This window comes from Pantoea sp. X-Soil-ISGK-275, assembly GCF_059730795.1.
In genome coordinates this window covers 1,699,094-1,713,961 of the sequence record NZ_AP035976.1, presented here as the reverse complement: position 1 = coordinate 1,713,961, position 14,868 = coordinate 1,699,094, and the positions used below count along the sequence as shown (strand labels likewise).

The following is a 14,868-nucleotide window of genomic DNA, read 5'->3' as shown; positions in this document are numbered from 1 at the left end:
GACTTAAAGGTGAATTACCGTAGGCGACGAGGAGTACACCATGTTCAAATTCCCTAAGAACAGTATCGTGAAGCATAAATCGGGAGAGATCAGAGGCGAGATCGTTAACGTTTTTGAACAGGGAGATGCGCCAACCGGCTATTACGTGAAGTGGGACGACGGCAATCACAGCTACCATCTGGAGAAAGAGCTGTCATGGGCCAATGTCGATCGCCCGTGTATGCACTACACACAGCAATCGAGTAAGTGATTCGTGGGGGTTTTGTAGAGTCGTCATTATGAAGACCTGGCAGAAACTCCGAAACGACAGATGATCCTCAGGGCGGATTATGGAATGATGACGCCCTGTAATCCAAGGAGAGAATGTCGAGATCCCATGTCGGAACAGAGTCGTTATACCCTGCCAGTCAAAGCCGGCGACCATCGCCAGCTCGGCCAGCTCGTCGGCGCCGCGCAAGCGCTTGAGTGTGCCAGCATCACCGAACGCCATAGCGGTCCGGTGTTGATGATTACCCCGGATATGCAATCTGCCTTGCGTCTGCAGGAGGAGATACGCCAGTTCACCGATCTGCCGGTCACTAACCTCGCTGACTGGGAAACCCTGCCCTACGACAGTTTCTCGCCGCATCAGGACATTATCTCTGCTCGCCTCTCCACGCTGTATCAGCTGCCCAACCTAACGCGCGGTATGCTGATTATGCCGGTCAACACGCTGATGCAGCGCGTATGTCCGCACAGCTTCCTGCACGGCCATGCGCTGGTGATGCAGCAAGGGCAAAAGCTGTCGCGCGATGCGCTACGCGATCAGCTGGAGCAGGCCGGTTATCGTCATGTCGACCAGGTGATGGAGCACGGCGAATACGCCACGCGCGGCGCATTGCTCGATCTGTTCCCGATGGGCAGCGATCAACCTTATCGCATCGACTTCTTTGATGATGAGATCGATAGCCTGCGCCTGTTTGATGTCGATACCCAGCGTACGCTGGAAGCGGTCAACGCGATTAACCTGCTGCCGGCGCATGAATTCCCCACGGATAAAGCCGCCATCGAGCTGTTCCGCAGCCGCTGGCGCGAAACCTTTGACGTCCGGCGCGAGCCGGAGCACGTTTATCAGCAGGTGAGCAAAGGCACGCTACCCGCCGGTATCGAATACTGGCAGCCGCTGTTCTTTGAGCAGGAATTGCCGACGCTGTTTAGCTATCTGCCCGTCAACACGCTGCTGCTCAACAGCGGTGATTTGCTGGCCAGCGCCGAGCGTTTCTGGCTAGACGCTAATGCGCGCTTTGAGAATCGCCGAATCGATCCGATGCGTCCGTTGCTGGAGCCGGTTACGCTGTGGCTGCGTCCCGACACGTTAATGAGCGAACTGAAAGCCTGGCCGCGCATGCAGCTAAGCAGCGACACGCTGCCGGAGAAAGCGGCAAACACCAATCTGGGGTATCAGCCGCTGCCGGAATTAACCGTGCAGGCGCAGGCCAAAGCGCCACTCGATCTGCTGCGTCAGTTCCTTGAACAATTCAGCGGTCAGGTCATTTTCTCGGTGGAGAGTGAAGGTCGCCGCGAAAGCCTGCAAGAGCTGCTGACGCGCATCAAACTGCGCCCACAGGCCATCGATCACTTTGATCAGGCCGCCAACCAGCCGCATAGCCTGATGATTGGCGCCAGCGAGCGCGGCTTTATCGACACGCAACGCCAGCTGGCGTTGATCTGCGAAAGCGATCTGCTTGGCGAGCGCGTCAGTCGCCGTCGCCAGGATAATCGCCGCACCATCAATCCTGATGTGCTGATCCGCAACCTTGCCGAGCTGCATCCCGGCCAGCCGGTAGTGCATCTGGAGCACGGCGTTGGGCGTTATATCGGCCTGACCACGCTGGAAGCCGGCGGCATCGTGGCTGAATATTTGATGCTCTCCTATGCGGGCGACGCCAAGCTGTATGTGCCGGTTTCGTCGCTGCATCTGATTAGCCGCTATGCCGGCGGCGCCGATGAGAATGCGCCGCTGCATAAACTCGGCAGCGATGCCTGGTCGCGCGCGCGGCAGAAAGCCGCCGAGAAAGTGCGCGACGTAGCGGCCGAGCTGCTGGATATCTACGCTCAGCGCGCGGCCAAAACCGGCTTCGCCTTTAAGCACGATCGCGAACAGTATCAGCTGTTCTGCGAAGGCTTCCCGTTTGAAACCACGCCGGATCAAGGTCAGGCGATCAACGCGGTGCTGAGCGACATGTGCCAGCCGCTGGCGATGGATCGTCTGGTGTGCGGTGACGTCGGCTTTGGTAAAACCGAAGTGGCGATGCGCGCCGCGTTCCTCGCGGTTGAGAATGCCAAACAGGTCGCGGTGCTGGTGCCGACCACCTTGCTGGCGCAGCAGCATTACGACAACTTCCGCGATCGCTTCGCTAACTGGCCGGTGCGCATTGAGATGCTATCGCGCTTCCGCACCGCCAAAGAGCAGAGTCAGGTGCTGGAACAGGCGCGCGAGGGCAAAGTCGATATTCTGATTGGCACGCATAAACTGTTGTCGAACGACCTGAAATGGCACGATCTCGGCCTGCTGATTGTCGATGAAGAGCACCGCTTTGGCGTGCGCCACAAAGAGCGCATCAAGGCGATGCGTGCCGATGTTGATATCCTGACGCTCACTGCCACGCCGATTCCGCGTACCCTGAATATGGCGATGAGCGGCATGCGCGATCTGTCGATTATCGCCACGCCACCGGCACGACGCATGGCGGTGAAAACCTTTGTGCGCGAGTACGACAGCTTGGTAGTGCGCGAGGCGATCCTGCGTGAAGTGCTGCGCGGCGGCCAGGTTTACTATCTCTACAATGACGTCGAAAACATCGAGAAAGCGGCGCAGCGATTGGCCGATCTGGTGCCGGAAGCGCGTATTGCCATTGGTCACGGCCAGATGCGCGAACGCGATCTCGAGCGGGTGATGAATGATTTCCACCATCAGCGCTTTAACGTGCTGGTGTGTACCACCATCATCGAAACCGGTATCGACGTTCCCAGCGCCAACACCATTATCATTGAACGCGCCGACCACTTTGGTCTGGCTCAGCTGCACCAGCTGCGTGGCCGTGTGGGACGTTCGCACCATCAGGCCTATGCGTGGCTGCTGACGCCGCATCCAAAAGCGATGACCACCGATGCGCAGAAGCGTCTGGAAGCTATCGCGTCGCTGGAAGATCTTGGTGCCGGTTTTGCGCTGGCAACCCACGATCTGGAGATTCGCGGCGCGGGTGAACTGCTCGGCGAAGATCAGAGCGGCCAGATGGAAACCATCGGCTTCACGCTCTATATGGAGCTGCTGGAGAATGCGGTCGATGCGCTGAAGGCGGGCCGCGAGCCGTCGCTGGAAGATCTCACCAGCAATCAAACCGAAATTGAACTGCGCATGCCTGCCCTGCTGCCGGATGATTTTATCCCGGACGTGAATACCCGCTTGTCGCTCTACAAGCGCGTCGCCAGCGCGGCGGATGAGCAGGATTTGGCGGAGCTGAAGGTTGAGATGATTGACCGCTTCGGCAAACTGCCGGATGCGGCGCGGAATCTGCTGGATATCGCCGGGCTGCGTTTAGTGGCGCGCCAGTTGGGGATTCGTAAGATTGAAGCCAGCGACAAAGGCGGTTTCTTTGAGTTTGCGCCGCAGAATCAGGTTGATCCGGGCTGGCTGATTGGCCTGCTGCAGAAAGATCCTAAGCAGTGGAAACTGGATGGCCCAACGCGCCTGAAATTCACCCGCGACATGGCGGACCGGAAAATCCGTATGGAATGGGTGCAGGATTTTGTCAGCGAGCTGGCGAAAAATCGGGTTTGATGTTGTGTTTCGGAAGGTCGCCATAAATGGCGACCCTATGGCTGAGATGATATGTAATACGAAAAAAGCGCCTTGCGGCGCTTTTTTGTTACTGCTGCTGTGATGCATCTTTGCCCAATTAGGCCTGATTCGAATTCAGGATCAGCTGGCCATTACGGTCCAGCGGAATGCGGGTGCCAGGGTCATTTTCCATGCGGATTTTGCCCTGCTGGTCGCCTATTTTATAGGTCACGTCATAACCCAGCATTTTTTCCTGTTTATCGTATACCGTTTTGCAACGTTGCTCGTTGGTGGTGTAAGTGTCGCGATCCTGCAGCGCACCCTGCACCTGATTACCACCGTAACCACCGGCCAACGCGCCCGCTACCGTTGCCACATCGCGTCCGCGACCACCACCAAACTGATGGCCCAACACACCGCCCGCTACTGCACCCAGCACCGAACCGGCAATGCGATTCTCATCCTGGACCGCACGACGATGGGTCAGCGTCACATTGCGACACTCCTGTCGCGGCTGCTTGATGCTCTCTTTGATCGGCGTTGCCGACAGAACTTGTGCATACTGCGGGCCGCGATCGAAGACATCCATGCTGGCGACTGCGGCAACGCCTAACGCTGCTGCTACGCCGATACCGATACCCGCTAACATTGATTTATTCACAGGAATGTCCTCCTGAAGGTTGTTACCGCGCATTCCTGCCGCTACGAAATCCTGATGTAGCCGAGGCATAACCGGCGTGCGCGCCGCGCCGTGTTTGTTGGTAATAAGTTTTACAGATGGACCGTAATTGCAACATCAGATTAATGGAGGAAACGCAGCGGAAACCCATCAGGGCCAGCTTTTAGGAGAGTTCTGAGAGCGGGTGAAAGAGTGCCGTAACCTTAAGCTGAACGTGAAGTTTTCAGCGGGTTACGGCAGCTGACGTGGCGTGGGGCGGCATTCACCGCCCGAAAATCATCAGTGCAGCTTGAGGCGCGGACGCAGTACGCGGTTAAGACTGCCGACCAGCATCATCAGACCGGTCTTGAAGTATCCGTGGAGCGCAATCTGGTGCATACGATATAGAGAGATGTAGACAAAACGCGCAATGCGCCCTTCCACCATCATCGAGCCGCGCATCAGGTTGCCCATCAAACTGCCCACGGTGCTGAAGCGCGACAGCGATACCAGCGAGCCGTGATCTTTATAAACATAGGCTTTCAATGGTTTATCTTTACGCTGTGCAAGGATGTTCTCCAGCGCGCGCGATGCCATCTGATGCGCTGACTGCGCGCGCGGCGGCACAAATCCGCCACCCGGCAGCGCGCAGGAGGCGCAATCACCAATGGCGTAGATGTCGTCATCCAGCGTGGTTTGCAGCGTCTCTTTCACCACCAGCTGATTGATGCGGTTGGTTTCCAGTCCGCCAATCTCTTTCAGGAAATCTGGCGCTTTGATACCGGCCGCCCACACCATCAGATCGGCCTCGATGAATTCGCCGCCTTTGGTATTCAAACCGTTTTCGGTAGCGCTGGTGACCATGGTTTGCGTCAACACGCGCACGCCAAGTTTGGTAAGCTCCTGATGCGCCGCCGCCGAGATACGCGGTGGCAGCGCAGGCAGAATGCGTTCACCGGCTTCCACCAGCGTGACGTTCAGCGAGCTGCTATCCAGACCTTTGTAGCCGTAGCTGTGCAGCTGTTTCACCGCGTTATACAGCTCCGCAGAGAGTTCCACGCCGGTAGCACCGCCGCCGACAATAGCGATGTTTACTTTTTCCAGGCTGCCTTCGCTGGCCGAGAAACGCAGGAACAGGTTGAGCATTTCGTTGTGGAAACGACGCGCCTGATGCGGGTTATCAAGGAAGATGCAGTGATCTTTCACGCCCGGCGTGCCGAAGTCATTTGAGGTGCTGCCAAGTGCGATGACCAGACGATCGTAGGCCAGCTCACGCTGCGGCACTAACATTGCGCCTTCCGCATCGCGGATTTCGGCCAGCTCAAGGGTTTTGTTTTCACGGTTGATTTGCGTCAACGATCCCAGCTGGAACTGGAAGCCGTGATTGCGCGCGTGCGCCAGATAGCTCAGCGCATCAATCCCTTCGTCCATCGAACCGGTTGCCACTTCATGCAGCAGCGGTTTCCACAGATGGCTGTGATTACGATCGACCAGAATGATCTCGGCCTTTTTCTTGCGTCCCAGCTTGTGACCGAGCTGCGTTGCCAGCTCTAAGCCGCCAGCACCACCGCCGATGATAACGATTTTTTCCATAGATGTAGTCAACAAAGACCCCCTCAAAGTTGTAAACCAATAGTTAATTAATGGTTAATAAAAACCTTAATAAACATAGGGTTGGCGACGTTAAATCGCGAGCTGAGGGCAGAATATCACGGCGTCAAAGACATCACATAAGAAAATTGATGTACATCAATCTTTCAGCAGCATTATCAGAATGTTACACATTTTATGCGCCGCGTCACACGGCGCAACAATGGTCAGGCGAGGAGTTTGAAGGCTTTGATGCGTTGTAGATGTGGCGCGATGTTCTTGAATTTGTGGCTGGCTGCGTCATCCCAGATGATTTCATAGAACGGCTGCAGATACGCCGCGCTGCGCTGATTATCCAGCGCTTCATCCTGACGAGACAAAATCGCCAGACACTTTTCGCGGTTCTTCTCGCGGAAATCGTTCACGCACTTGGTAGCAATATCGAGATACTCTTCCGGGCGATCGATTTTGCCTTCCATGTTCTCAAACGGGAACAGATTGGGATTAAAGATCACCTGACGCATGCCACACAGGAAGCCAATGCGTTCGGCCCAGTAGCCACCCAGCCCAACTCCGCAAATCAGCGGATGCGCATCGTCGCCCTGTTGCAGCAGCTTGTCGCACTCTTTCAGCAGAAATTGCATGTCGTGTTTGGGATGGCGAGTGCTGTAGCTGACTAATCTGACGTCCGGGTCAATAAACTGCAGCTGCAGCACCTTTTCATGGTTGCCCGGACTGTTGGAATCAAAACCGTGCAGATAGATGATCATGATTTTCCTCAGCGTGGAATAAATCCGGGCAGCGCGGCTTATCTGCCCGAGGCTTTGTGCGCCAGCCAGCGCTCTTGCAATGCGCTGAGCTGACGCTGATTTTGCCGCCAGCGCTCGCTTGCCAGCAGGCTTTGACGGGTAAAACGCCCTTGATGGTATAACTGCGTCACGCGCTCTGCCCCGATCGGCGTCAAGTTATCCAGCACGCTCACCGCGCCGGCGCGCTGATTGCACACCAGGATCATATCGCAACCGGCATTCAGCGACTGCTGTGCGCGTTCGGCGTAGCTGCCCATCACAGCGGCACCTTCCATCGACAAATCGTCGGAGAAAATTACGCCGTGGAAGCTGAGCTCTTTGCGCAACACGGTTTGCAGCCAATATGGTGAACCGCTGGCGGGCAACGGATCCACCTCAGTATAGATAACGTGCGCCGGCATCACCGCATCGAGCAGTTGCTCATCGATCAACTGCTTAAAGATCGCCATGTCATGCTGACGCAGCGTGGCGGCATCGCGGTTGTCGCGCGGCGTCTCTTTATGCGAATCCGCACTGACCGCACCGTGACCGGGGAAGTGTTTGCCGGTGGTTTTCATACCCGCTTCATGCATGCCGTTAATAAAACGTCGCGCAACCTGCAGGGCGATAGCCGGATCTTCATGGAACGAACGATCGCCAATTGCCGCGCTGATGTGACCAATGTCGAGCACCGGCGCGAAACTGATGTCGATATCCATGGCGATCATTTCCGACGCCATCTGCCAGCCCGCCTGCTGCGCCAGTTCACCGGCACTATTGAGATCGTGCAGCGCGGCGAAGGATTGCATGGCCGGCAACTGCGTGAAGCCGTCGCGGAAACGCTGCACGCGCCCGCCTTCCTGATCCACCGCGACCACCAGACGATGGCGCGACGCGGCGCGAATCTGGCGCACCAGCTCTGCCAGTTGGTCGACATCGTGGAAGTTGCGGGCAAACAGAATCAGTCCGCCTACCAGCGGATGCTGCAGAATCTCGCGTTCTTCGGCGTCCAGCTCATAGCTTTCGACGTCGAGCATCAGCGGTCCAGGCGTGTTCATGGTCATGATTAAAATCCTACGTTAAAGGTCGTGCCAACTGGCCTGCGCCAGCTGTTGTAAGGTGTCATCCTGGCTCTGCTCAGCGCGCAGCTGATACCAGCTGGCCATCAGCAATTGCAGCCACGGCTGCCAGCGCTGTATCTGGCGCGCCAGTTCGTGCTCATCCAACTTCGCGCGCGCGGCGTACTCGGCAATCCACGCTGGACGCGTATCGCCATCAACCGCACACACCGCCGCCAGCTCCAGCGCCACGTCGCCATCGGCGGCATATTCCCAGTCGATCAGGCGCAAACCGGCAGGCGTAGCAATCAGGTTACCGGCGTGGACATCCATATGCAGCGGTGCCAGGCGCAGCGGCTGCGGTTCGCCCTGCTGTAATAAGCGTTGCAGACGACGCTGCCAGCGCCAGTGACGCTGCTGGCAAAGTTGCCAATAGCGCTGCAGCAGCGGCGCTAATCCTAAACGATAGCCGGTGAGCGGCTGTTGATGCAGGCGCTGCAGCAGCACCACAATCGCCTCCCGCTGCGCGTTAAACTGCGCGGAGCTGAGTACTTCTCCCGGCAACCAGCTTTGCAGCAGCCAGGGATCGCGCCATGCCAGCGGCTGCGGCCCAAGCTCTGCATGCCTGAACTGCTGCAGGATGCGGTATTCGCGCTGGCGATCGACAAACGGGATCGGCTGCGGCGGCGCACGTCGCGCCAGCAACGCGCCCTGCGGCATCTGCACGCGCACGCTTTGCCCGCTCAGTCCCGGCAGCGCGAAAAAATGACCGGCAGCTTGCGCCGTCGGCCATTGTTGCTGAATCAGGTTTTGCAGCTGAGGATCAGGGTTGAGCAACACCGTTTCCTGACCAGATGATTTCACCGGTTTGTACCAGCATCAGCTGCATTTGCAGCGTTGGTGCTTTCACATCGCCCTGCGCATTGCTGTACAGCACATACTGCGCGTTAACGTTGCGCGCCAGGCCAATCGCTTTACTGCGCGAGTTGAGGCTGTCATCCGGCGATAAGCCCAGCGTCTGCTTGGCCTGCGCCAGCTGTTCTGGGGTGATCAGCGTGAACTTGCCGTTGTTGGCCAGCGCATTCTGAATCGCATCGGTAGCTTTATCGGTTTGCAACGCGCCGTTGGTGCTGTTCTTGATGCGGTCCACCAGCAATACGCTGCCAGGATTCACGCCTGAAGATTGCACCATCTTGCCGACTAACGGCTGGACGCTGGCATCCCAGTTAATGGTTTTCAGCTTCGGTGGCTGCGGCACGGTTTCTGGCGGCGGCACCGGCTGCGGCGTCGGTTCAACCGGCTGCGTTGGCGTAGTTGGCTGCGTGGGTTCTACCGGCGCTGGCGTCTGTTGTTTCACCACACAACCGGTGAGCATTAGCGCAAATAACAACGCGCCCGAACGTTTTACACTGCGAATCACAGCTTACTCCTCAAAGATAAAGATAGAGACGCACCTTACTGGCGGTCGGATTGCCCATTTGTGAGGCCACTTCTACACTGCCGTGCGCCGGGACAATTTGGCTCTGCGCCGGCTCTTCCGGCGTGATTTCCAATCCTTTGTCGTCGTACCAATAGAAACGATAGTGCACTTTCACCGGCGTTTCCCGCTGGTTGTACAACACGCTCATGGCACGCTGCTGACCATCTTGTTCAGTCAACTTCGGATCATCGGTAATAATGCCCGCGGATAATACTGACGATTCCATCACCAGCGACTGCGAGGTGTTAATCATTGGCTTATCGCTGCTGCAACCTGCAAGGGTCAGCAACAGCAAGCCACTCAGCCATTGACGCATCAATTTGTCCGCCTGAGTTAGATGGCCAACATTGGGCCCAGCGGCTGACCGCCGACCAAATGCATATGGATGTGATAAACCTCCTGACCGCCATGACTGTTGCAGTTCATGATCAGACGGTAGCCATCTTCGGCAATGCCTTCATCACGGGCAATTTTGGCGGCCACGGTGATCATCCGGCCCAGCGCCTGCTCGTGTGCGGCCTGCACATCGTTGGCGGTGGGAATCAATACGTTGGGGATGATCAGAATATGGGTGGGCGCTTTGGGCGCGATATCACGGAAGGCGGTGACCAGTTCGTCCTGATAAACCACGTCGGCGGGGATCTCGCGACGGATGATTTTACTGAAAATGGTTTCTTCAGCCATGGTGCATTTCCTTAAGCCTGAGTTCAGTCAGGCAGTATGCGTGAGGAATTCCATTTCTTTCAACCTCAGGACCACATTTCCTGTATTAAATGACTGCCTTTAAGCCGTTTTCTCCCTTCGCCACGCATTGTGCTGCAACTCGCATTTCTAACATCTCATTAACTACAAAAATGAAACGCTGTTTTATAAATTAGAGATATCACACCATTTTCTTTGTGATTTTGCCATCCGCCTGCAAGTCATTGCGAAATCACGAAGGTTTGCACGCTCAAGCCGCTCTACTTTCAATCCAATCCGAGCAAGTTGTACGGAGTGATGAGGGATGTGTTTACCGACTAATTCAAGGAGAACCTGCCATGCGCTCTCTTAAGATTGGCCTGGGCCATTATCTGGCCTATGGGTCCGGGGATTTCCTCGGTGCAGGCACCACGGCGTTAACCGCCGCCTGGCTGCTCTACTTTTACACCACCTTTTGTGGGCTTTCGCCGATTCAGGCGACCTTTATTTTTGCTGCCGCCCGCGTGCTGGATGCGGTGGTGAGCCCGCTAATGGGTTTCCTGACCGACAACTTTGGTTCGACCTGGCTCGGCAAGCGCTTTGGCCGCCGCAAATTCTTCATTCTGCTCGGCATCCCCTGCGTGTTCAGCTACAGCCTGATGTGGGTTGGCGACATGAGTTTCTGGTGGTATCTGCTGACTTATCTGCTGTTCGATATGGTCTACACCATGATTCTGGTGCCCTATGAAACGCTGGTGCCGGAGATGACCGATGATTTCAAACAGAAAACCCGTTTCTCTGGCGCGCGTATTGGGTTGGCGCAGCTGTCGGCCATTCTGGCGGCGTTCCTGCCGGGCGTGCTGATTGGCTGGTTTGGCAAAGATAATCCGATCTCCTTCTTCTACGCCAGCCTGGTGTTCTCGGTGATTTGTGCGCTGGTGTTAACGCTGGTGTGGCTATTTACCTGGGAGCGCGATCCCAACGATTTCTCTGCCGAATCACGCCGCGCAGAGCAGGAAAAATCACAGTTAACTTTGCTGCAGAGCCTGAAACGCCTCTACACCGAGCTGGCCTCAACGCTGCGCATTCGTATTTTCCGCCAGCATCTTGGCATGTATCTCGGCGGCTATATCGCGCAGGACGTGTTTAACGCGGTGTTTACCTGGTATGTGGTGTTTGTGCTGATGCAAAGCGCGCAGATCGCCTCCAACCTGATGGGCACCATGGCGGTGATGCAGTTTATTGCGGTGATGGCGATGATTCCGCTGTGTATCCGACTAGGACCTGCGCCCGCTTATCGTATGGTGGTGGTGCTGTTTGGTCTGAGCGCCCTCTCCTACGCCGGATTGTGGTACACCGGCATGAACGACAACTTCGCTCTGCTGGTACTGATTTCTGGCCTTGCGGGTCTTGGTCGCGGTGGCATCAACTATGTGCCGTGGAATACTTACACCTATATCGCTGACGTTGATGAAGTGATTACCGGTCAACGTCGCGAAGGCATTTTTGCCGGCATCATGACGCTGACGCGCAAAGCCTCGCAAGCCGGTGCGGTGATGTTCGTCGGTATCGTGTTGCAGCTGGCGGGCTTCTCCTCCGGCAAGGCCACACAAGTCCCTGCCGTCGGCCACACCATTCTGGCGATCCTCAGCGTGGGCACACTTTGCGTGCTGGCCTGCGGCTTCATTATTTCACTGCGCTTCAAGCTCAACCTGCAAACCCACACCGTGTTGCGCGAAGAGACATTGAAAATGCGCGAAGCCGGACGCGTGGTGCCGGAACGCATTACGCCGCAAGCGCGTGAAGTGGTCGAAATGCTGGCGGGTATGCCGTATGAAAATCTGTGGGGCAATAACAACGTCGGGTATCTCAACCGTCACAAGGCGGCCGCACCGCCGCTGCCGACTCAGCCACGATCTTTACCTTCTCTCTCTACCCTGATTAACGATAGGAATGAACCATGACTGTATTTCCTGTGAAGCACAGCGCGTTACTGCGCCAGCCTGAATATCTGTTGCCACGTACTGAGCTTGTGCAGTTGATTCAGCGGCTAACCCATAATCTGGTGAATATTACCGATCACAGCGGTGAGTTTTTGCTGCGCCTCGATGATGGCCGCGTGATCGATACCAAAGGCTGGGCCGGTTGGGAATGGACACACGGCATCGGCCTGTACGGCATGCTGCACTACTATCAGCAAACCGGCGATCAAGAGACGCTGAAGATCATCGATGACTGGTTCAGCACGCGGCTGGCAGAAGGCACGCCAACCAAGAACGTCAATACTGTTTGTCCGTTCCTGACGCTGGCGTATCGCTATGAAGAGACGCAAAATGCCGCATGGCGGCCGGTGCTGGAGCGTTGGGCTGAATGGGTGATGTATGAGATGCCGCGCACCGAGCAAGGCGGCCTGCAGCACATCGTCTACAACAACGAAAACACCCAGCAGCTGTGGGATGACACCTTGATGATGAGCGTGATGGCGCTGGCGAAGATTGGTCAGCTGCTGAATCGTCCCGAGTTTGTCGAAGAAGCCAGCTATCAGTTCCTGATTCATACCCAATATTTAATGGATCGCCAAACCGGTTTGTGGTTCCACGGCTGGACGTTTGATGGGCGGCACAACTTCGCCAACGCACGTTGGGCGCGCGGCAACAGCTGGCTGACTATCGTTATTCCTGATTTCCTCGAGATGATGAACTGGCCGGAACAGCATGCCACGCGGCGTTTCCTGCAGCAGGTGCTGGAGAGCCAGGTGAAGGCGCTGAGCACCTGTCAGCACAGCAGCGGTTTGTGGCACACCTTGCTCGACGATCCCAACAGCTATCCTGAAGCCTCCGCCACCGCCGGTTTCGCCTATGGCATTCTTAAAGCGGTGCGCAAACACTACCTCTCGCCCGCGTATTTGCCGCTGGCGGAGAAAGCATTGCGTGGCGTGATCGGTAATATCGATGAGGATGGGGAACTGAAGCAGGTGTCGTTCGGAACGGCGATGGGCAGCGATCTGGAGTATTACCGTCAGATACCGCTCACCTCGATGCCGTATGGTCAGGCGATGGCGCTGCTGTGCTTGACGGAGTATTTGCGGGTTTATTTATAGCAAAAAACCCTCGTCTGAGGGTTTAAGAGCTTACGCTGGAAGAGGCGTCAGATCGTAAAGTCGCCATAAACCGTCCCTGGGGCTCGGCCCGCGACATCCTTGTCGCGGGACGCTTTACTCCTCTGCCGCCTCTTCCTGCTATCAACGCATGTGCGTGCTGTTAGAACACACCATTACATGCTGCGGATATAATCATCCATTTCAGTTTTCAGGTTATCGGACTTGGTGCCGAAGATCGCCTGAACGCCTGAACCTGCTACTACCACACCACGTGCGCCAAGGCTTTTCAGTTCAGCCTGATCAACCTTGCCGACATCCGCCACGCTCACACGCAGACGCGTGATACAGGCATCAAGGTTAGTGATGTTCTCTTTACCACCAAACGCGGTAACCAGTTTGCCCGCCATTTCGCTGCCGGTTGCGCTGCTCTGCTCCATTGCGGTGTCCTCACGGCCAGGGGTTTTCAGATTCAGTTTTACAATCAGGAAACGGAATACGGTGTAGTAAATCAGGCCGTAGATGATACCTACAATCGGGAACAGCCAGATTTTGCTGCTGTTGCCGCTCAGCACGATAAAGTCGATCAGACCGTGTGAGAAGCTGGTGCCATCACGCATACCCAGCAAGATACAGATTGGGAAGGCAAGGCCCGCCAAAATCGCGTGGATCACATACAGAATCGGCGCCACGAACATGAAAGCGAACTCGATTGGCTCGGTAATACCGGTCAGGAACGAGGTCAGCGCGGCGGAGATCATAATACCGCCCACTTTGGCGCGGTTTTCTGGTTTGGCGGTATGCCAAATCGCAATCGCTGCTGCTGGCAGACCGTACATTTTGAACAGGAAGCCGCCTGACAGTTTGCCTGCCGTTGGGTCGCCCGCCATGTAACGTGGAATATCACCGTGGAAAACCTGACCTGCGGCATTGGTGAACTCACCAATCTGCATCTGGAAAGGTACGTTCCAGATATGGTGCAGACCAAACGGCACCAGTGAACGCTCAATCAGACCGTAAAGGCCAAAGGCGACGACGGGGTTTTGGTACGCAGCCCACTGTGAGAAGTCCTGAATTGCGGTACCGATTGGCGGCCAAATGAATGACAGCACCACACCGGTGAAAATCGCGGCCAGACCAGAGATGATTGGCACAAAGCGCTTGCCGGCAAAGAAGCCGAGATACTCAGGCAGTTTGATGCGGTAGAAGCGGTTAAACATATACGCCGCGATAGAACCGGCGATGATCCCGCCGAGCACGCCGGTATCGGCAAGATGCTTGGCCTCGATTTCTCCGGCAGGCATATGCAGTACCAATGGCGCAACCACCGCCATGGTTTTCACCATGATGCCGTAAGCAACCACAGCCGCCAGCGCAGACACGCCATCGTTATTGGTAAAGCCAAGCGCCACACCGATTGCAAAGATCAGCGGCATATTGGCAAACACCGAACCCCCCGCTTCGGCCATGACGTGGGAAACCACTTCCGGCAGCCAGCTGAAGTTTGCTGAACCAACACCTAACAAAATACCGGCAATCGGCAGAACCGATACCGGCAACATCAGCGATTTACCTACTTTCTGCAGGTTCGCAAATGCGTTCTTGAACATAGAAACTCCTGAGTATGAGTGCAATTTTTTGCGCAGTGCGCATGGCTTGGGGGGAGGATCCTTCGCCGGGGTGACGCTGAGCGTCT

Annotated in this window: 13 protein-coding genes; 4 read left to right on the top strand and 9 right to left on the bottom strand. The window is 56.3% G+C overall.

Annotated features, from left to right (window positions below):
- The first annotated feature begins 40 nt into the window (after window positions 1–40).
- Both AC6I8A_RS07970 and mfd read left to right on the top strand, forming a co-directional pair.
- Window positions 41–250 (top strand): hypothetical protein, encoded by a 210-nt coding sequence (locus tag AC6I8A_RS07970; protein ID WP_497818279.1) that lies wholly within the window; start codon window positions 41–43, stop codon window positions 248–250.
- Between the two features lie 126 nt (window positions 251–376).
- On the top strand, window positions 377–3,820 hold the full coding sequence (mfd, locus tag AC6I8A_RS07965; protein WP_479489842.1) for a transcription-repair coupling factor: 3,444 nt from the start codon (window positions 377–379) through the stop codon (window positions 3,818–3,820).
- A 118-nt stretch (window positions 3,821–3,938) separates the two neighbouring features.
- On the opposite strand, the gene AC6I8A_RS07960 is transcribed toward mfd, so the two are convergent.
- From AC6I8A_RS07960 to hinT, 8 genes are all read right to left on the bottom strand, one after another.
- A complete protein-coding gene (locus AC6I8A_RS07960; protein ID WP_097097555.1) occupies window positions 3,939–4,481 on the bottom strand; it encodes a glycine zipper 2TM domain-containing protein in 543 nt (180 codons plus the stop codon).
- Window positions 4,482–4,778: 297 nt separating this feature from the next.
- Entirely contained in the window at window positions 4,779–6,083 is a 1,305-nt protein-coding gene (locus tag AC6I8A_RS07955) for an NAD(P)/FAD-dependent oxidoreductase (RefSeq protein ID WP_293795446.1), read from the bottom strand.
- Window positions 6,084–6,295: 212 nt separating this feature from the next.
- Entirely contained in the window at window positions 6,296–6,838 is a 543-nt protein-coding gene (ycfP, locus tag AC6I8A_RS07950) for an alpha/beta hydrolase YcfP (protein ID WP_256696210.1), read from the bottom strand.
- 38 nt (window positions 6,839–6,876) lie between these two features.
- The gene (gene nagZ / locus AC6I8A_RS07945) at window positions 6,877–7,920 is read right to left on the bottom strand and encodes a beta-N-acetylhexosaminidase (RefSeq protein ID WP_265297076.1); all 1,044 of its coding nucleotides are present in this window, start codon (window positions 7,918–7,920) and stop codon (window positions 6,877–6,879) included.
- Window positions 7,921–7,935: 15 nt separating this feature from the next.
- The gene (gene thiK / locus AC6I8A_RS07940) at window positions 7,936–8,778 is read right to left on the bottom strand and encodes a thiamine kinase (RefSeq protein ID WP_497818278.1); all 843 of its coding nucleotides are present in this window, start codon (window positions 8,776–8,778) and stop codon (window positions 7,936–7,938) included.
- On the bottom strand, window positions 8,738–9,334 hold the full coding sequence (gene lpoB, locus AC6I8A_RS07935) for a penicillin-binding protein activator LpoB (protein ID WP_008103041.1): 597 nt from the start codon (window positions 9,332–9,334) through the stop codon (window positions 8,738–8,740). The genes thiK and lpoB overlap by 41 nt, the downstream gene beginning before the upstream one ends.
- 10 nt (window positions 9,335–9,344) lie before the next feature.
- Window positions 9,345–9,710: a YcfL family putative periplasmic lipoprotein gene (locus AC6I8A_RS07930; RefSeq protein ID WP_008103043.1), complete on the bottom strand. Its 366-nt coding sequence runs from the start codon at window positions 9,708–9,710 to the stop codon at window positions 9,345–9,347.
- 17 nt (window positions 9,711–9,727) lie between these two features.
- A complete protein-coding gene (gene hinT, locus AC6I8A_RS07925) occupies window positions 9,728–10,078 on the bottom strand; it encodes a purine nucleoside phosphoramidase (RefSeq protein WP_007885755.1) in 351 nt (116 codons plus the stop codon).
- Window positions 10,079–10,434: 356 nt separating this feature from the next.
- Between hinT and AC6I8A_RS07920 the strand changes: the two genes are divergently transcribed.
- Both AC6I8A_RS07920 and bglB read left to right on the top strand, forming a co-directional pair.
- Window positions 10,435–12,039, top strand: coding sequence for an MFS transporter (locus AC6I8A_RS07920; protein WP_497818277.1), 1,605 nt, complete (start codon window positions 10,435–10,437; stop codon window positions 12,037–12,039).
- Window positions 12,036–13,175: a beta-galactosidase BglB gene (bglB, locus tag AC6I8A_RS07915; protein ID WP_293795438.1), complete on the top strand. Its 1,140-nt coding sequence runs from the start codon at window positions 12,036–12,038 to the stop codon at window positions 13,173–13,175. Before AC6I8A_RS07920 ends, bglB begins: the two co-directional genes overlap by 4 nt.
- Window positions 13,176–13,348: 173 nt before the next feature.
- Here bglB and ptsG read toward each other — a convergent pair whose 3' ends face one another.
- Entirely contained in the window at window positions 13,349–14,782 is a 1,434-nt protein-coding gene (gene ptsG, locus AC6I8A_RS07910) for a PTS glucose transporter subunit IIBC (protein ID WP_008103049.1), read from the bottom strand.
- Window positions 14,783–14,868 lie beyond the last annotated feature (86 nt).